19 protein-coding genes are annotated in these 18,631 nt (G+C 42.7%); 9 read left to right on the forward strand and 10 right to left on the reverse strand.

The annotated features are described in order from the left end of the window. Positions 1-24 precede the first annotated feature (24 nt). The 3 genes from J0654_RS16820 to J0654_RS16830 are packed head-to-tail and all read right to left on the reverse strand — an operon-like array spanning position 25 to position 3,479. Positions 25-1,032 (reverse strand): 4-hydroxyproline epimerase, encoded by a 1,008-nt coding sequence (locus J0654_RS16820; protein ID WP_207030287.1) that lies wholly within the window; start codon positions 1,030-1,032, stop codon positions 25-27. Positions 1,033-1,035: 3 nt separating this feature from the next. After that, complete coding sequence (locus J0654_RS16825) at positions 1,036-2,559, reverse strand: aldehyde dehydrogenase (NADP(+)) (protein WP_207030288.1); 1,524 nt, start codon at positions 2,557-2,559, stop codon at positions 1,036-1,038. Next, the gene (locus J0654_RS16830) at positions 2,556-3,479 is read right to left on the reverse strand and encodes a dihydrodipicolinate synthase family protein (RefSeq protein WP_207030289.1); all 924 of its coding nucleotides are present in this window, start codon (positions 3,477-3,479) and stop codon (positions 2,556-2,558) included. The genes J0654_RS16825 and J0654_RS16830 overlap by 4 nt, the downstream gene beginning before the upstream one ends. A 135-nt stretch (positions 3,480-3,614) precedes the next feature. On the opposite strand from J0654_RS16830, the gene J0654_RS16835 reads away from it, so the two are divergent. Beyond that, positions 3,615-4,457, forward strand: a complete 843-nt coding sequence (locus J0654_RS16835) for an AraC family transcriptional regulator (RefSeq protein WP_207030290.1) — start codon at positions 3,615-3,617, stop codon at positions 4,455-4,457. A 71-nt stretch (positions 4,458-4,528) separates the two neighbouring features. Further along, on the forward strand, positions 4,529-5,899 hold the full coding sequence (locus J0654_RS16840; protein WP_207030291.1) for an exonuclease domain-containing protein: 1,371 nt from the start codon (positions 4,529-4,531) through the stop codon (positions 5,897-5,899). A gap of 3 nt (positions 5,900-5,902) precedes the next feature. On the opposite strand, the gene J0654_RS16845 is transcribed toward J0654_RS16840, so the two are convergent. The 3 genes from J0654_RS16845 to J0654_RS16855 form a co-directional block, all read right to left on the reverse strand. Further along, positions 5,903-6,679: an aldose epimerase family protein gene (locus J0654_RS16845; protein ID WP_207030292.1), complete on the reverse strand. Its 777-nt coding sequence runs from the start codon at positions 6,677-6,679 to the stop codon at positions 5,903-5,905. After that, positions 6,679-7,977, reverse strand: a complete 1,299-nt coding sequence (locus J0654_RS16850) for a M20/M25/M40 family metallo-hydrolase (RefSeq protein ID WP_207030293.1) — start codon at positions 7,975-7,977, stop codon at positions 6,679-6,681. Before J0654_RS16850 ends, J0654_RS16845 begins: the two co-directional genes overlap by 1 nt. A gap of 65 nt (positions 7,978-8,042) precedes the next feature. Beyond that, complete coding sequence (locus J0654_RS16855; RefSeq protein WP_207030294.1) at positions 8,043-9,284, reverse strand: ABC transporter permease; 1,242 nt, start codon at positions 9,282-9,284, stop codon at positions 8,043-8,045. Positions 9,285-9,287: 3 nt separating this feature from the next. Here J0654_RS16855 and J0654_RS16860 point away from each other — a divergent pair, with 3 nt between their 5' ends. Beyond that, positions 9,288-10,511 carry an exo-beta-N-acetylmuramidase NamZ family protein gene (locus J0654_RS16860; RefSeq protein WP_207030295.1) on the forward strand — a complete coding sequence of 408 codons (1,224 nt, stop codon included), beginning with the start codon at positions 9,288-9,290 and terminating at the stop codon, positions 10,509-10,511. Between the two features lie 580 nt (positions 10,512-11,091). Here the strand turns inward: J0654_RS16860 and J0654_RS16865 are convergent. Together J0654_RS16865 and J0654_RS16870 are read right to left on the reverse strand one after the other, a co-directional pair. Further along, positions 11,092-11,922, reverse strand: coding sequence for a sterol desaturase family protein (locus J0654_RS16865; RefSeq protein ID WP_207030296.1), 831 nt, complete (start codon positions 11,920-11,922; stop codon positions 11,092-11,094). 21 nt (positions 11,923-11,943) lie between these two features. Then, the gene (locus J0654_RS16870) at positions 11,944-12,438 is read right to left on the reverse strand and encodes a YkgJ family cysteine cluster protein (RefSeq protein ID WP_207030297.1); all 495 of its coding nucleotides are present in this window, start codon (positions 12,436-12,438) and stop codon (positions 11,944-11,946) included. A gap of 73 nt (positions 12,439-12,511) precedes the next feature. On the opposite strand from J0654_RS16870, the gene J0654_RS16875 reads away from it, so the two are divergent. After that, the gene (locus tag J0654_RS16875; RefSeq protein ID WP_207030298.1) at positions 12,512-13,222 is read left to right on the forward strand and encodes a class I SAM-dependent methyltransferase; all 711 of its coding nucleotides are present in this window, start codon (positions 12,512-12,514) and stop codon (positions 13,220-13,222) included. Between the two features lie 41 nt (positions 13,223-13,263). Then, positions 13,264-14,064 (forward strand): hypothetical protein, encoded by an 801-nt coding sequence (locus J0654_RS16880; RefSeq protein WP_207030299.1) that lies wholly within the window; start codon positions 13,264-13,266, stop codon positions 14,062-14,064. A 10-nt stretch (positions 14,065-14,074) separates the two neighbouring features. On the opposite strand, the gene J0654_RS16885 is transcribed toward J0654_RS16880, so the two are convergent. Both J0654_RS16885 and J0654_RS16890 read right to left on the reverse strand, forming a co-directional pair. Next, positions 14,075-14,707, reverse strand: a complete 633-nt coding sequence (locus J0654_RS16885; protein ID WP_207030300.1) for a 7-carboxy-7-deazaguanine synthase QueE — start codon at positions 14,705-14,707, stop codon at positions 14,075-14,077. 32 nt (positions 14,708-14,739) lie between these two features. Next, on the reverse strand, positions 14,740-15,192 hold the full coding sequence (locus J0654_RS16890; protein WP_207030301.1) for a RidA family protein: 453 nt from the start codon (positions 15,190-15,192) through the stop codon (positions 14,740-14,742). Positions 15,193-15,248: 56 nt separating this feature from the next. Here J0654_RS16890 and J0654_RS16895 point away from each other — a divergent pair, with 56 nt between their 5' ends. From J0654_RS16895 to J0654_RS16910, 4 genes are read left to right on the forward strand one after another with little or no spacing between them, the layout of a single operon-like run. Next, positions 15,249-16,760, forward strand: a complete 1,512-nt coding sequence (locus J0654_RS16895; protein ID WP_207030302.1) for a helicase HerA-like domain-containing protein — start codon at positions 15,249-15,251, stop codon at positions 16,758-16,760. A 5-nt stretch (positions 16,761-16,765) separates the two neighbouring features. Next, positions 16,766-17,314 carry a hypothetical protein gene (locus tag J0654_RS16900; RefSeq protein WP_207030303.1) on the forward strand — a complete coding sequence of 183 codons (549 nt, stop codon included), beginning with the start codon at positions 16,766-16,768 and terminating at the stop codon, positions 17,312-17,314. 20 nt (positions 17,315-17,334) lie between these two features. After that, entirely contained in the window at positions 17,335-18,174 is an 840-nt protein-coding gene (locus tag J0654_RS16905; RefSeq protein WP_207030304.1) for an alpha/beta hydrolase, read from the forward strand. 33 nt (positions 18,175-18,207) lie between these two features. Continuing rightward, positions 18,208-18,630, forward strand: a complete 423-nt coding sequence (locus J0654_RS16910) for a VOC family protein (RefSeq protein WP_207030305.1) — start codon at positions 18,208-18,210, stop codon at positions 18,628-18,630. The last annotated feature ends 1 nt before the right edge of the window (position 18,631 follow it).

An 18,631-nucleotide genomic window follows, 5' to 3' on the forward strand; every position in this document is an offset into this window, starting at 1 on the left:
TTATTTTCTAAACTGATTAATGCATTACAGGACTTGAAACCCGTGTGCATAAGGGTCATCATCATCTATTATAATATTATTATAACCAATTACTTGAGCCCAACCCTGAATGCTAGGGACAATGGCCTGTTTTCCATCCAAGGTGGTTTCTGCCTCGACCTTTCCCACGAACTTGCTTCCTATGATGCTTTCATGTACAAAAGGCTCTCCCAGATTTAGTTTTCCTTTCGAATATAGTTGTGCCATACGAGCCGAAGTCCCCGTACCACAAGGAGACCGGTCTATGGCCTTATCCCCATAAAAAACAGCATTCCTACCCGATGACGAGGCATCCAAGGGGTTGCCCGTCCACATCATGTGGCTAACATCCCTTATGGTCGGATTTTCCGGATGGACAAACATATCGGGGTACTTTTCATTTATTTTTTTTCGGACCACTTGTGAAAAGTGAATTATTTGACCTGCCGAATAATCCTGCAATCCCGTAAAGTTTTGTTGTGGATCCACAATGGCATAATAATTTCCTCCATAGGCCACATCAAAAGTAATTTCACCCAACTCTGGACATACCACCGTTAAGTTCTCGGCAGCCAAATACGATTTTACGTTCACGAGTTTTACCCATTCCACTTTTTTGCCGGTCAATTGGTATTCGATTTCAACCAGTCCCGCAGGGGCCTCCATTCTAATCTTGCCCGGTGTTTTTGGAACAATCAGCCCTTCTTCGATCGCAACCGTAATAGTTCCTATCGTGCCATGGCCACACATGGGCAAACAGCCCGATGTTTCTATAAAAAGGATGGCAAAATCATTCTCCGGGCTGTGCGGTGCCATCAAAATGCTTCCGCTCATCATATCGTGCCCGCGCGGCTCAAACATCAATCCCCGTCTGATCCAGTCGTACTCTTTTAAAAAGTGCTGACGCTTCTCGCTCATATCCTTGCCCATTAAATTAGGGCCTCCACCTGCAACGACCCTCACGGGATTCCCGCAAGTATGTGCGTCTACACAAAAAAATGTTTTTCTGGCCACTCGCTATTTTTTTAAATGGTCTGGCAATAGTTCCATGGGAAAAGATTGATAGCTAATAGGTCTCACCCAACGTTTGATCGAGTGGATGCCCACAGCCGTAAACCTTGAATCGGTGGACGCGGGATAAGGTCCTCCGTGCTGCATGGACGGACATACTTCCACACCCGTGGGAACTCCATTATAAATGATCCTTCCCACTCTATTTTGCAACGCTTCCACTATTTCCAATAGGTTTGCACCATCATCATTCTCAGCGATAAGGGTTCCAGTCAACTGACCTTCCAATCCTTCTATAATCTGAAGAAGTTCGGCTTCATCCTCACATTGAACCACTAGCGAAAACGGCCCAAAGACCTCCTGATGCATTTTGGGGTTTTTCAGAAATGCCGATCCAGAAACACTGGCAATAATCGAAGCTGCATCATTCACACTTAAATCCCCATCATATTTGCCAACTACCTCTACTCCCTCCTGAGCGATAACATCCTCTCCTTTGGACTCGTATCCTTTTTTAATATTGGGATGTAGCATGGTCTGGGGGGCAATGGTAATGGTTTCTTTAGCCAATTCTTGAATAAAGGCTTCGGTATCTTTACTCTTTACCGTTAACAAAAGCCCCGGATTTGTACAAAACTGCCCTGTACCCAAACTGATGGATCCCGCATAGGTCTTTGCCAGCTCACTTGCTCTTTTGGATATAGCATTTGCCGTCATGATCACAGGATTGACACTCCCCATTTCCGCAAAAACAGGTATAGGTTCATCTCGCTTGGCAGCCAAATCAAAAAGTGCCCTTCCCCCTCCAATGCTACCGGTAAATCCAACAGCCTTTATTTTTGGGTGGTTCACTAAATCAATTCCGGTCTGTACTGCTCCATTAACACTTGAAAAAACACCCTTCGGCATTCCTGTTTTTTCCGCAGCCTTTACAATGGCCGAAGCCACCAATTCGTTGGTACCTGCATGCATAGGGTGACCTTTTACGATTACCGGGCAACCAGAAGCCAAAGCACTTGCCGTATCCCCGCCCGCTGTGGAGTAGGCCAATGGGAAATTACTGGCTCCAAAAACCGCCACGGGCCCTAAGGGAATCATAGTTTTCCGTAAATCTGCTTTGGGCTGGGGTTTTCTGTCCGGTTGAGCTGAATCAAAGGTGTTTTCACGCCAGTCATCATTGGAAACAAGCTCAGCAAACGAGCGTAACTGGAAAACAGTTCTTCCACGTTCTCCAATGGCCCTCCCTTCTGGGAGGCCGGATTCCAACATATAGGTGTCGATCAATTCCTGGTCCAAAGCCAAAATTTCATCGGCAATGGTGTTCAGAAAATCTGCTCGTTGTTTTCCCGGAGTTCTTCTAAATGTTTTAAAAGCTTCCCAAGCCAGTTCGGCAGCACTTTCTATTTCTTCTTTTGTTGCTTCCAAAAACACTGTGGGGTTCTGAACATTCTCCTTTGGATCAATGGTCCTGAACTCCGTGGACCCGTCAGCCTTAAATTGTCCTGCAATACAGTTTTTACCTGTAATCATACTACACTATTTATATTTTTATATTCCGGAAGTTCCGGTCTATTCTTCATTGCGGTTTCTATTACCTTTAAAACTCTTTCCCTTTCCGCTCCTTGCAATGGCAATCTAGGGGCACGTACATGTTCGGTACCGATTCCCGTAGCGACTTCCGCCAACTTTATGTTTTGTACCAATTGCGGACTGATGTCCAGCTCCAACAATGGCATGAACCATCGATATATCTCCAAAGCTTCCTGAATTCTTCCTGCTTTTACAAGCTCGTAAATAGCCACTGTTTCGGCAGGATACGCGCAAACCAATCCAGCTACCCAACCAACAGCTCCGATTACTAGGCTCTCCAAGCCCAATGTATCAACCCCCGTAAAGACTTTGACTCGATCTCCAAACTTGTTTTGAATTCTAATTACATTGGTGATATCTCGAGTGGATTCCTTTATAGCCTGAATATTATCGCATTCAATCAATTCCTCAAGCATATCCAAAGTCACTTCAATCTTATAATCCACGGGATTATTGTAGAGCATAATGGGCAGTGAAGTACTGTTCGCGACAGCCTTGAAATAGGCAACGGTCTCGTAATCCGTCGCTTTGTAGCGCATTGGTGGCAAAAGCATTAACCCGTTTGCACCCACTTTCTCTGCTCGTTGGGCTGCCTCAATGGCTGCTTTGGTACTTTGCTCGGCCACGTTCATTATTATTGGAATTTTACCATTGGCCAATTCGAGTGACTTTTTTATCAGGGTTTCTTTCTCTTCTTGTACCAAGGTACTCGCTTCTCCCAAAGTGCCCCCGAGAATTATTCCGTGAACCCCGGCTTCAATCTGCGCCTTGATGTTCTTTTCGAACATGACAAGATCTAACTTGTCTTCACTTGTAAACTTCGTAGTTACAGCAGGCATTACGCCCTCCCATTTTACCATAGTCTTCTTAAATTATTTCCATCTAAAATTACAAAGCCGATCCCACTATCTTTTATATCATTATTAGCTTATTATTATACTATATTACCCTATTTTAGCTGTAAAATAATTTTTTGAAATAATTTAAGCTCATCAATGAAAGTCCTCCCCTTTAAAATACCCAAACCCAAGAACGAGGCACTTGTCTATCAAATTGACAGGGAACAGGTGTTTTATGACCAATTGCACCAGCACGGGGAAATTCAGATCAGCTATGTGGAAAAAGGAGCTGGCTCCCTTATTGTGGGCGACAGTATAAATGAATATAAGGCCGGTGACGTTTTAGTGATCGGGAGTTATATCCCTCACGTATTTCGCAGCGACACCCGGATCAAGGAGGAATCTTTGATGCACACCCTGTTTTTTGATGAAGATTCCTTTGGTAAGGATTTTTTTCAGCTTACGGACCTATCATCAACCCAAAATTTCTTTAAGAAATCGGTATTTGGGATGCGTATCCTTTCTCGGAAAAGCAAAATCATTCCCTTGTTCAATGCGCTATCACATCAAAACAAAGTGGAACAAATCGCATCGTTGTTGATGATCATCAATCAAATCAACAAGTCGAAAACCACCCCCCTTTCCTCCTTTGTTTATCGAAAATCGTTTACCGATGACGAGGGTAAGCGAATGAGCCAGGTGTACGAATATGCCATGGAGCGATATGCGGAGCCGATTACATTGGATGAGATAGCGGAAAGGGCCAATATGAGTAAAAATGCATTCTGCAGATATTTTAAAAAGCGGACCAATAAAACTTTCTTTCAGTTTTTGATTGAAATACGGATTGAAAATGCCTGTAAAATTCTCATCAAAAACCCTGAACTGTCCATTGCCGCAATTGCGGAACAATGCGGATTCAACAATATTGCCAATTTTAACCGCAAGTTCAAGACGTTCAAACATTGCACACCAACCCAATACCGCAATCAATTTTAAAGGGAAAACTATTACCCCTTGGATGCTGAAAACTTTATCCATAATTTCAATCTTTATTCAGCGCTACGAGTTTGTACACTATTATTGACATAGAAACCACAGGAAACGGAATCAAAGGCAACAGGATTACCGAGATTTCCATTTTTAAATATGATGACGGACAAATTGTGGACGAATTTACCTCATTGGTCAATCCGGAAAGTCCCATTCCCTATTTTATAACCGGCCTTACGGGAATCGATGATCAGATGGTGCAAAACGCACCTACTTTCCAAGAGGTTGCCCAAAACATCCTGCATATTACCGAGGGATGCATTTTTGTGGCCCACTCTGTTAATTTTGACTATGGTGTGATCAAAGAAGAGTTCCGACAAATAGGTATTGATTTTACCAGAAAAAAACTCTGTACGGTCCGTCTATCTCGAAAGTTGATACCGGGACTCCGTTCCTACAGCTTGGGAAAATTGTGTTCCGCTGTGGACATTCCCTTGGTAGATCGCCACCGTGCTCGCGGAGATGCACATGCTACGGTGCTTTTGTTCGAAAAACTTTTGGGAAAACCCGAATCCAAAATGGTATTCAAAAAATTCTTGAACGCCCGAAGTCAGGAAGCGACCCTTCCACCACATTTGCCCAAAGCTGTTTTTGATAAAATCCCCCAAAAACCGGGCATCTATTATTTTATGAATCAGAATGGGGAAATCATTTATGTGGGAAAGGCCATTAACCTTAAAAAAAGGGTGCTGGGACACTTTTACGACAAAAGCCGCAAGGAAATTCAAATGTGCGGGGAGACGGCTAATATCGACTTTAAGCTGGCCGGCAGCGAATTAGTGGCACTCTTGATGGAATCCGCGGAAATAAAACGGCTTTTTCCACCCTATAACCGTGCGCAAAAAAGACAAGGCAGACAGTACGCTATTTTTGCCTATGAGGACCGAAATGGAATTACACACTTGGCTTACAACACCATTAAAGGGGTTCCAAGTCCCTTGAAAGTGTTCCATAATCAAACCGAATGCCGAGCATATCTGGAAGAAGTATGCAAAGGTTTTTCACTTTGCCCCAAATATTGCCATCTGCAGCAGACCAATTCAGCTTGCTCCCATCATGAAATTAATACCTGCGAAGGAATTTGCAGAGGCGAAGAGTCCCCAAAAGAATACAACCAGAAAGTCGAGGAAGCGATAGCACATATGAAAATACTGTCCTCTGAAGTACGTATTATTAAAGAAAAGGGCAGGAACGAAAACGAAAGCGCGGTTATTTTAATTGCAGATGGCATTTACAAAGGCTTTGGTTTTATCGATACGAACATTGAAGTATCCTCCATTGAAGATATTGAGGCCTTCATCAGCCCGCAGAAACATACTTTGGAAACAGAAAGTATCCTTACCCACTATTTTTTGAAGCACAACAAAAACCAAATTCCTGCTTCTTAAGGACTAAGCTCCAGGTTTTAGAACGACCTTAAACTGGGCGGAATCCTTCAACATTTGAAATCCTTGGTGAAGATTGACTTGCTCAACGGCATAGGGATAAAACGAAATGGGTTCTATACATACCATGTTCCTCACCTCTGTCCAACACATAAAATTTCCAAAACCTTCGGTCTCGATGGTGATTTCCTTCTCGTCCTTTAGTGTGATGGAGGTACAATCGGCCACCTGCAATGCTCGACTCCCAACGGCCAACACCTCATCCAGTGAAATCTCTTTGCCCTTTGCCAAAATTACCGGTGATTTTGAATGCAGTTTAAATGCAGGATGATACCCCAACATAAAGGGCATCCCTTCTTCTCCTGAAATTTTAAAATGAACCTCAAGACTATCATCCTTCAACAAAAAGGATTTCTCAAACCTAAAATCGTAGGGCCAAGACAATGCCTCTTCCGTTGATTTTTCAGGAAATTTTGAATTGGAAACCTCGCTTCCCGATTCATATTCCTTGGCGAAGACAGCAGAAGTATCTGTTTGATGTTCCAATATATAATCCATTTGGCGTAGATGTCCATGTTGGTCTTGGACCGCTTCGCCTTTGGGTGTTTTTACACGAAAATCAGCCTCGTTGACCGGCCCTATTATGGGAAACATTTCAGTATCGGCACTGCTCCATCCCGGACTTCCCTTTTGATGTATGAACTGGTATCCGTTTACTTCATAACCCACCAACTCTCCAGCATCAATCTTCACTGTGGTGTTATTTCTTTTAAGTTTCACCATTATTTTGTGTTTATTAATCGGTAGATCAAAATGGCAGTACGCTTGGTCAACGCTTCAATCGTATTTAGGTTAACGGTCTCTTGTGGGGTGTGGGCATTGGAACCCATGGTACCCAATCCGTCCAACCCATCCACATATTTGGCCACAAAGGAAACATCGGCAGCACCCCTTCTTCCTGGGTCATAGGCCAACACTTCTCCCTGCTTCAAATCCAGACTAACCTTGTTCAATGTGCTCAATAATTCAAGGTTGCCATCAGTTGGTTGCATAGCCGGATAACTATCGGTAAAACTTACGGATGCTGAAGTTTTAGGCAAGTTGTTCGCCACGATTTCCCTCATTTTTGCCCTGGCACGTTCTTTCTGTTCCTCGGATATAAATCTGAGTCCGCCTTTTACTATGGCCTTTTGGGCAACTACATTGGTTTTTCCAAAGGCATCACCCTTACTGGTCAATTCATCGTAATTGACAAAAGTTCCACCAAGTAAAACACCTGGGTTAAAGGTCAACAGGTCTTCGCCCTTGACATCTGTATAAAATTGATGAAGGATTCGGGACATTTCGAATATGGCCCCGGCACCTGTACCTTCGCTAAAAATTCCAGAGGAATGGGCTCGTTTCCCTTCCACTTCCACGGTCCAACCTGAAGCACCTCTCCTAGCCACTGTGGCATAATTAAAACCCGTGGAAGTTTCAAAACCAAGGGCAACATCGCTTCGCTTGGCTGCATCTATCAAATCTTTTCTACTAATGGACAAAGGGTCGCCTGTGCTCTCTTCGTCCCCAGTAAATGCCACAATGATCTGTGCATCATCCAACAAACCGTTATCGGAAAGTGCTTTTAAGGCATATAGCACAATTACATCTCCACCTTTCATATCGTTGCCCCCTGGGGCGTGGGCAATGCTATCGTTCACCATTTCAAAAGTCTGGAAAGGACTGTCCTCTTCAAAAACAGTGTCCAAATGTCCAATAAGCAACAGCTTTTTTCCCTTTGAACCCGAGGTTTCCGCAAATAAGTGACCAGAACGGTTCATATCGGCCGGCATTTCTATCCAAGTAGTTTCAAAACCGATATCATCAAAGGCATCCTTAAATACCATCCCTACTTTTTTCACGCCTTCCGCATTAAGGGTTCCGCTGTTGATATTGACCACTTTTTCAAGAAAGTCAATGGCTTCAGCATTGTTTTTTTCAATGGTGGAAACAATCTTTTTTTCAGCCCTGGAAAGTTTTTGTGCTGATAAAGAAACGGTTACAACTAACGCAAATAAAGTTGGATAAAATTTAATTTTCATGGTGGGTTATTTTGCTCGACAAGTTATCAATTTAGATTGATAAAGCCCACTCAACAGCATATCTTCTACTCGAACTGAATGGCTTTTACGGGCGTGATTTTAGTGATGATGTATGATGGAATCAAAAGCATCAACAAACAAAGCAACATCACCCCTATATTCAATAGTAAGACGGTTTGCAAGTCCATATGCACGGGAATGTAGTCGATATAGTATTCCTCGGGGTTTGGGAATTTGAACATTCGGTACTTATTCTGAAGAAAGATAAGCCCCAAACCAATCAAGTTACCCCAAAAAAGTCCGATGGCGATCAAATAAGCCGCATTGTACAAAAATACTTTTCGGATGCTCCAGTTGGCAGATCCCAACGCTTTTAAAATCCCGATCATTTGGGTCCGCTCCAAAATAAGGACCAGCAAAGCGGTTATCATATTAATGCCTCCTACAATGATCATGATACCTATGATCAGGGCGATATTAAAATCAAAAAGACCGATCCATTCAAAAATGCGGAAGTATTTACTCTTGATGTTCTGCGTATCCAAGTTGGAGAGCGTTTTATTGTATATCTCATTACTCTTCTCTTCCAATTGGTCAAAGTCATCTATAAAAACCTCGAAGTTTCCAATTTGATTTTCCTCCCATCTGTTCATCAATTGGATATGGCGAATATCCACAAACACGTAGGTTTCATCAAACTCCTCAAAACCGCTGTCATAAATACCAACTATTTCGAACCTACGATTGTTCGGTGGCTTGGACGCATCACCATCACGAAGAAAAAAGGAAAAAAAACTATCGCCGACTTTTAACTGCAACCTATTGGCCATTAAACTGGATATGAGCACTTCCTCATTGAGGTCTCCACTATAATCGGGTATCCTCCCATCGACCAGATACTCTTCAAAAGTGCTCCAATCGTAATCGGTTCCCACTCCCTTGGCCAACATCCCCTCAAACGTATCGGCTGTTCGGATAATTCCACCTTTGGTGGCTACCGCCTGAACGTGTCTTATACCTTCCACATCTTTGAATTCAGGATAAAAATCCTGATCAAGGATAATCGGCATCAGGGAAACCTCGGAGTTATTGTTATCGAAACTGGAAATTTGAATATGGCCGTTAAAGGCTGCGACCTTTTCGCGTATCTTATTTTTTAGGCCAATACCTGTGGCAATGGCAATGAGCATCATTACCACCCCAATGGCGATAGCGGCAATGGCAATTTTTATTATCGGGGCGGAAATACTAATTTTATGTTCCTTCCCTGTAACAAGGCGTTTGGCAATAAATAATTCTAAATTCAACGAATGCCCATTTTATCTAGATTCAAAAGTACAGTTTTATTGTTGTTTTTGGTGTTTTCCGCATGCAAGGGACAACAAAAAGAAATCATTTCCGCTTCAGATGCCAAAACCGAAGTGTTCGCACCCATAAAAGTGGCAGCCAACCGAACCGAGGTTTACCTTCCTTTACTTCAAGGTAAAAAGGTGGGTATAGTGGCCAACCCAACAAGTGTCATTTTTAAAGGAAAAGGCCACACTCATTTGGTGGATTCTTTGCTCTCCCTGGGTGTGGATATAAAAAAGGTTTTTGCTCCTGAACACGGTTTTCGAGGTAAGGCAGATGCAGGGGAACACGTAAAAGATGGGGTGGATACCCAAACAGGGCTGCCCATTATTTCACTCTACGGTAAAAACCGAAAACCATCCCAAGAGCAACTGAGCGGCTTGGATGTGGTTGTTTTTGACATTCAAGATGTTGGGGTCAGGTTTTACACCTTTATTGCTTCCTTACAATTGGTGATGGAGGCCTGCGCCGAAAACAATACGCCTATAATGGTTTTGGACAGACCCAATCCCAATGGACATTATGTGGACGGACCCACCATGATGAAAGAACATACAAGCTATTTGGGAATGAACACGATTCCCTTAGTGTATGGGATGACCATCGGCGAATACGCCCAAATGTTGAACGGTGAAGGATGGCTGGAAAATGGAAATAAAGCTGATTTAACCGTAATTGAACTGGAGAACTACACCCACGATTCAGAATATCACCTGCCTATTCGACCTTCACCCAATCTGCCCAATGATACATCGATTACACTTTACCCAAGTCTCGGATTATTCGAGGGCACCAATGTAAATGCCGGCCGCGGCACCGAATTCCAGTTTCAACGGTACGGTGCCTCTTTTATGGATAGCACCACCTATGATTTCAGTTATGTTCCCGAGCCCAACTTCGGTTCCAAATACCCAAAAGAAGAGGGCAAAATCTGCTATGGCCGAGACTTGTCCAAAACTCCAAGAATGAACGAAGTAACCATGGAATGGATCATTGATGCTTACAATAATACTTTGGACAAGTCCAAATTCTTTTTAACCAGCGGATTCACCAAACATGCGGGTACTCCCCTACTTCAAAAACAGATTGAGGAAGGTTTATCGAACGAAGAAATCAAGGCAACTTGGCAAAATGATCTGGAAAGCTTCAAAAAAATCAGGCAGAAGTATTTAATTTACAATTGATACATAGCTTGACACGAATTCCACGAATTGATCTGAACATTCTTTCTTTGTCATTCTGAGCAGAACGGAGAATCTCGTCACCCTGAACTCGTTTCAGGATCTAACTTTTATGGATTCCGTGTAAGGCACAGAATGACAGGGGATATGATGGATATAAATTTTAGAAAAACTGAACATTGCTCTTTGTCATTCTGAGCATCGCGAAGAATCTCACCGACCTGAATTCGTTTCAGGACCCCACTTTTATGGATTCCGTGTCAGGCACACAATGACAGGGGATGTGATGGATGTAAATTTCAGAAAAACCGAACATTTAACTTTGTCATTCTGAGCAGCGTGAAGAATCTCACCAACCTCAACTCGTTTCAAGACCCCACTTTTATGGATTCTGTGTCAGGCACGGAATGACAGGGGATGTGATGGATACAAATTTTATAAAGTCCGAACATTGCTCTTTGTCATTCTGAGTGTAGCGAAGAATCTTTCGTTTTTTGGACTTTAGGTTTTTCCTTTCTCTCGAAGAAGCGATTCTTCAGTCGTTTCTCAATTAATGCTTTTGCACCACATATCCGAAGAAATTTTACCCCTGGGTTGTAGGTCTTCGATATTTATGAAAAGGTTGTTTCAGCAAGCCTTTGATGCTGCTGTTTTCCTTTTCGTCGGGAAAGGTATCTACCCCATACACAATATTTTTAGGATCCATGGACATGTATGTGCCGAACAATCTGTCCCAAATAGAGAAAATATTTCCATAGTTGGAATCGGTATAAGGCAATTGATAATGATGGTGTACTTTGTGCATATCGGGACTTACAATGAACCAGCTGATGGCATTGTCCACTTTTTTGGGCAAGCGAATGTTGGCGTGATTGAATTGTGAGAACACGACGGACAAACTTTGGTACAACATAATGATGCCGATGGGCGCTCCAACAATAACAACACCCGCCAACGTAAATGCATACCTGATCAAACTTTCCAAAGGATGATGACGATTGGCCGTAGTCGTGTCCACATTATGATCGGAATGGTGCACTAAATGAACCATCCACAATGGTTTTACCTTGTGCTCTACCCAATGCGCCGCATAAGCCCCTATCAAATCCAAGAGCATTACGCCAAGAACCACGTAAAGCCATAACGGCATTTCTGGCAGCCAGTTAATAATCCCGAATTGATTCTCAACAGCCCAATCCGACGATTTTAGCAACAAAAACGCGAGCGGAAAATTCACAATAATGGTAGTCAGTGTAAAAAAGAAGTTGGGAACGGAGTGCCGCCATTTCTTATAGGGTACATTGAACAGGGGCACCATCCCTTCCAAAATCCAGAAAAAAGTGATTCCCCCCACCAAAATTAGGCTACGGTGCCATGAAGGGATAGTCTCGAAATATGAAATAATCTGTTCCATCCCTTCAAATATAACAAATCATTAAAATTTGATGTTTTTTTTCATCTCTTCTACAATATTGAATGCAGCAGGACAAATCGCAACGTTTTTCATGGTAAGGTTCGCTATCTGTTGAAACTTTTTTCGGTCGGTGTGCGGAAACTCCCGGCACGCTTTGGGCCGAACATCGTAAATGGAACAGTAATTTTCAGCTCCCAAAAAAGTACAGGGAACGCTTTGCAACACATAATCGTTCTCCTCATCCACCTTTAAAAACTCATCAATAAATTGTGAGGGCTTCATCCTAAAATGTTTGGCAATCCGCTCAATATCGGCATTGGTGAACAATGGTCCCGTGGTTTTACAACAATTGGCACAGCTTAGGCAATCGGTTCGTTCAAACTCGGCCTCATGCAATTCCTGCATCGTATAATCCAAGTCCTTTGGCGGCCGCTTTTTCAGCTTGGTGAAGAATTTTTTGTTCTCGGAATGCTTCTCCCTGGCCTTTTGTGGTAAATCCCTGAGTATTTCATCCATAGTGCACAAACTTATCCATTTTAAACCTTTCCAAGCAATTAAAGTCCCACCTTTGCAAAAACAAACTCTGGCTATGGCAGATGTTTTTGGAATGGCCCTGCGCGATTATCAAAATGGGGAGTATACAGAAGACATAAAAACCTACTCATCTTTGGATGAAGAAGATGTGATTCCCATTCCCTATTTGTTCCGGACATTTGATGAGATGCCCAAAATTGAACAGAAAGCACTTCAGTTGGCGTATGGTAAAGTGTTGGATATTGGTGCTGGCGCAGGTAGCCATGCCCTTTATCTACAAAAGAAAGGACTGGAGGTAACGGCTTTGGACAATTCTGAAGGTGCCATTGCCGTGTGCAAGCAGAGAGGTCTAAAATCCACGGTGCTCAGCAATATCATGAACTATTCGGGAGAAAAGTACGACACCCTACTTTTGCTCATGAATGGTATTGGGTTGGCCGGAAAGCTGAACAACTTAAGTCATTTTTTACAGCATTTGGCCTCATTATTACGGCCTTATGGACAAATTTTGTTGGATTCCAGTGATATCATCTATATGTTTGAACAAGATGAAGATGGTGGATATTGGATTCCAAACAATGAAGCTTATTATGGTGAAGTGGCCTTTACCATGGAATACAAAGGCAAAAAAAACAAACCATTTTATTGGGTTTATATAGATTTCAATACCTTGCAGAATGCCTGCGAATCCAATGGATTCAATTGTGAGCTTGTAATTTCGGGAGATCATTACGACTATTTAGCAAAGCTTACGTTAAAGAAATAATAGATTCCGATATAAAACGTTGTAGTACATATTCACTTGCTATGAAAAAAATTGCTCTTTACACTCTTCTAAGTTTTGGACTGCTTTTAGGGTGCTCCAAAGATTCGGAAGTTACTTCTTCATCCAATTCCGAAGCAAACCTTAAAGCTGGAAATCTCCTATCAACGGGTGCATCGGCTAGAGACCTCTTATCCAACGAGAATTTTGATAAGCTGGTAATCGAGATTGCCTATGTTGCTGGTTTTGAGCCCACTTTTGAGGCCATTGCCAACTTTGAGGATTTTTTACTCGAAAGAACGTATAAGCAAACTATCGAATTCAAGTATACTTCCCTGTCTACCCCTTCGGAAGAAACTCTTACATTGGAAGAGGTTGTTGACCTAGAATCAGAGAACAGGACCCAGTACAACAACGACAATACGTTGGCGGTCTATATTTATTTCGCAGATGCTCCCGCCGACACCGACAAAGACGACGAAGGACTCGTCACCTTGGGAGCGGTATATCGCAATACTTCTATGGTAATCTATGAATCTACTGTGGAGGAGATGGCAAACAGTAGCGAGACCGTTACCATTTCCGATGTTGAAACCGCTACATTATTTCATGAGTTTGGACATTTGTTCGGATTGGTCAATTTATCCACGGAATCGGTAAACGATCATGAGGATGTTGATGCTGAAAACCATTGCAATGTGGATGGTTGTCTAATGCGGGCCGAATTGCAGTTTGGAGCCTCCCTTTTAAAGCAGATGGAAAAAAATGCCTCAAAGGGTCTAGCTTCTATTCCAGACTTTGATAGTGAGTGCTTGTTAGATCTTCAAAAATACGGGGGGCGTTAATCTATTTGGATTAAGGAATATTCAAATACTTATGGGTCTGCAGGGAAACCTTCCATTTGGGATGTTTCATTACATAATCCACTATTTGTGGCACCATTTTGTCGCGCACGCTCCATTCCGGTTGTAAATAAAGGATACAATCATCATTGACTTTGGCCGCTTGCTCCTCGGCAAAAATAAAATCGTGCTTATTGTAAACAATCACTTTAAGTTCGTGGGCCTTCCCATAAATATCTTCAACAGGAAGTTTATTCTTTTTGGGCGAAAGGCAAATCCAATCCCAAACCCCCGTTAAAGGGTAAGCGCCAGAGGTTTCAATATGAATTGTCATGCCTTTTTCCTTTAGGGCTTGGGTCAAAGGTCCCATGTCCCAAGTAAGTGGTTCACCTCCCGTAATCACAATGGTATCCGAATATTTTTCAGCATTGGCCACAATACTATCAATAGCCGTTGGGGGATGCGTTTCCGCATTCCAACTTTCTTTTACATCACACCAATGGCAGCCCACATCGCAACCACCGACCCTTATAAAATAAGCAGCGGTTCCTTTGTGGTAACCTTCCCCCTGAATGGTATAAAATTCTTCCATAAGGGGCAGCATCAAGCCCTTTTCCACCAAATCCATTACATTTTCTTCTACCATGGTGCAAAGATAGTCCACTTCTATCGTTTCACCTATTTTACAGCAATAACATCAATCTCTATGTTGCTGTTTGCGGCAAGTCCCTTAGCTGCAAATGTGGTCCGAGCCGGTTTTTTGGTGAAATATTGGGTGTAGACTTCATTAAAGGCCGAAAATTCGTCAATATCAGCCAAAATCACAGTGCATTTCACCACGTTGTCCAAGGTCATACCATGTTGGGCCAGCACGTCTTCAATATTATGTATGGCTTGCTCCGTTTCAGCTTTAATTCCTCCTTTAACAAGAGTTCGGGTGGTATGGTCCATCCCTATTTGGCCGGCCAAAAAGTACATATTGTCCGCTTCTACCACATCACTAAAAGGAGCGTTTTGCTTTTTTGGTTCGTGCGATTTGTGGAAAATAATCTCCGTACTTTCTTGCGCATAGGAAGTGGCCATGACCCCACTCATCAAAATGGACAACAGTGCATACTGAAAAGGTTTCATAATCTCGTTTTTAGTTTTGCTTAAAATTACCCTATTTTTATCGCAAATTGAACGCGATGGGCAACAAAGAAAAATTCTTTGAGCATATAGAACAAGGGTACGCCATGAAAGGCGATTACATTACTGTGGGTGCAGGAATGTTGGATGGTGAAACCATGACCAATGCCTACATAAAAGTCCCTCTGAAAACGATGAACCGCCATGGACTTATAGCCGGTGCCACGGGTACGGGAAAAACCAAGACCCTACAGGTATTGGCAGAAAACCTATCCGACAAAGGTATCCCGGTATTGCTCATGGACCTAAAAGGGGACCTGAGCGGTATTGCCCAGCCTAGCCCGGGACATCCCAAAATTGATGAGCGTCAAGAAAAAATCGGACTCCCGTTCGAACCCAAAGGTTTTCCCGTTGAAATTTTATCTCTTTCGGAACAGAGTGGGGTGCGCTTACGTGCCACCGTATCCGAGTTTGGCCCAGTGCTACTGTCAAGAATTTTAGACCTGAGCGTTACCCAAGAAGGCATCGTGGCCGTGGTTTTTAAATACTGTGATGACAATAAATTACCCTTGTTAGACCTTAAGGACTTTAAAAAGGTGCTGCAATATGCCACTGGCGAAGGAAAAGAGGAGTTCCAAAAAGACTATGGCCGCATTTCAACGAGCTCTACTGGGACCATTTTAAGAAAAATCATTGAACTGGAACAGCAGGGGGCCGACCTTTTCTTTGGCGAAAAATCCTTTGATGTGGATGATTTGGTTAGAATTGACGAAAATGGACGTGGTTATGTGAACATTATCCGTTTGACCGATATCCAAGATCGCCCAAAACTGTTTTCAACATTTATGCTGAGCCTTTTGGCCGAGATTTATTCTACCTTTCCGGAGCAAGGCGATAGCGATAGGCCGGAGTTGGTCCTGTTCATTGACGAGGCACACCTGATTTTTGACAATGCCAGCAAAGCACTTTTGGATCAGATTGAAAGTATTGTAAAACTGATTCGCTCCAAAGGAATCGGTCTTTATTTTGTGACCCAAAACCCAACCGATGTGCCGGACGATGTTTTGGCACAATTGGGACTAAAAATACAGCATGCACTCCGTGCTTTTACCGCCAAGGATAGAAAAGCAATTAAGCTTACCGCCCAGAACTATCCGATTTCCGATTTTTACGATACCGCTGAAGTACTCACTTCATTGGGAACCGGGGAAGCTTTGGTGTCCGCCTTGGACGAAAAAGGACGCCCCACTCCTTTAGCAGCCACTATGATGCGAGCCCCCATGAGCCGGATGGATATTTTAAGCGATTCCGAAATCAAAGAGGTGTTGGACAAATCCAAATTGATCAAAAAATACAATGAGGAAATAGACCGCGAAAGCGCCTATGAAATCTTGTCGGAAAAAATAGAAAAAGCTGAAAAAGAGGCAGAGAAAGAAAGGAAAGAAGAAAAATCAACAAGCCGTCGGTCATCGAGCCGAAGAAGTACCCGCATGAACCCCGTGGTCAAAGTTTTGACCAGTGCCACATTTATAAGAGGGGTTTTGGGCGTATTAAAAAAAGTCATCCGATAAATTATATGAAAAAGACAAGTAGAATTATTGCCCTCGTTTTTGGGATTGTATTACTCCATTCTTGCCAAAAAGACACTACATTTCTGATTACTGAAACCAGTGTTGGACCATTGACCCAGTCTACCAAGGTGAAAGAGATGGAATCCACTTTTGCAAAAGATTCGGTTGTGGGAGACACCGCCCAAATCAGTCTTGGGCTTTCCCCTAAAAAAATTGAGATTTTTGAAAAAGGAGGCAAACATCTTTTAACACTTACCTCAAATTCCGACAGTATACCCACTATTGAGAATATCAGGATTATGGATGCCCGATATGTTACGGAAAAAGGTATTGGGCTTCGAAGTACCTTTAAGGATATCCAGAGCAAATACGACATCAAAAAAATTGTGACCACCTTGAACAGTATTGTTGTTTTCCCAAAAGGCAGCAATCTCTATTTCACTATTGATAAGGAGGAACTGCCAGAAAATTTACGTTTTTCAACTGCTGATATCGAGGCTGTACAAATTCCTGACGATGCCAAGATCAAATACTTGATGTTGGGCTGGGAATAAGCTCCAAATAAGGTCCCCAAATGAAAAAGTTACTTAACAAAATTATTCCTTTGGCCTATGGCCAGTACTTTAATGCATATAGCCTTATTGCACCAAAAAAGATGGCAAATAGTGCCTTCCACGTATTTTGCACCGTAAGAAAAGGTAGGATCACACCGGAACAGGCCTCTTATCTGGATGATTTTAAGCTCACCGTTGAAGAAGTTGCCGGGCATAAAATACAATCGTATCATTGGCCAGGGAACAAAGAAACCATTTTACTGGTCCATGGTTGGGAGAGCAACACCTTTAGATGGCGAAATCTTATTAAAAAGCTTAGGGAGGCAGACTTTAACATTATTGCTTTTGATGCACCCTCCCATGGCTATTCGTCCGGCAAGCACTTATACGTACCCTTGTATGAAGAGGCCGTAAATTACATGGTGAAAAAGTACAATCCAAAACACCTTATCGGACATTCGGTTGGGGGCATGACCATTGTTTACAACCAATATAAAAACCCCAGCTCCCATGTGGAAAAAATGGTCACCATAGGTTCCCCATCCGAGTTTCATGAGATCATGGGACACTTTCAAGATATTTTAAAGTTCAATAATAGGGTGATGAAGCAATTGGATACATATGTCCATAATCGTTTCGGCTTCAAAATTGATGAGTTTTCCACATCCAAATTTGCACGGTCCATCAGCAAAAAAGGATTGCTCTTCCACGATAAACACGATCAAATCACTCCCTACCACGCCTCCGTGGCGGTTAACAAAAATTGGAAAAACAGTGAACTGGTAAGCACCGAAGGCTTGGGGCACTCCATGCACCAAGATGATGTGAACAATCAAATCGTATCATTTTTGGAAGCTTGATAAAGTTGTCCTAATTTTCAGAAAAAATAGACCATGCAAAAAATAACCCCCTTTCATGTTGCCGTTCCTGTGCACAATTTAGATGAATGTAGAACCTTTTACCGGGATGTACTCGGTTGTAAAGAAGGGAGAAGTGCCGAACAATGGGTAGACTTCGACTTTTTCGGGCATCAATTTGTGATTCATTACAAACCAAAGTCCGAGGAAGAGACCCACACCAACCCTGTTGACGGAAAAAATGTACCGGTTCCGCACTATGGTGTTGTTCTGCCGTGGGACACTTTTCAAACATTTTCCAAGGAGTTGATTGAAAAAGGAATTGATTTTGTAATCGAACCTTACATCCGTTTTAAGGGTGAGCCTGGGGAGCAAGCTACCATGTTTTTTCTGGACCCTTCAGGTAATGCTTTGGAATTCAAGGCGTTTAAAGATATGGGGCAACTTTTTGCCAAATAGG

Origin of the sequence: Flagellimonas profundi (assembly GCF_017313275.1) — a bacterium.
GTDB lineage: Bacteria > Bacteroidota > Bacteroidia > Flavobacteriales > Flavobacteriaceae > Flagellimonas > Flagellimonas profundi.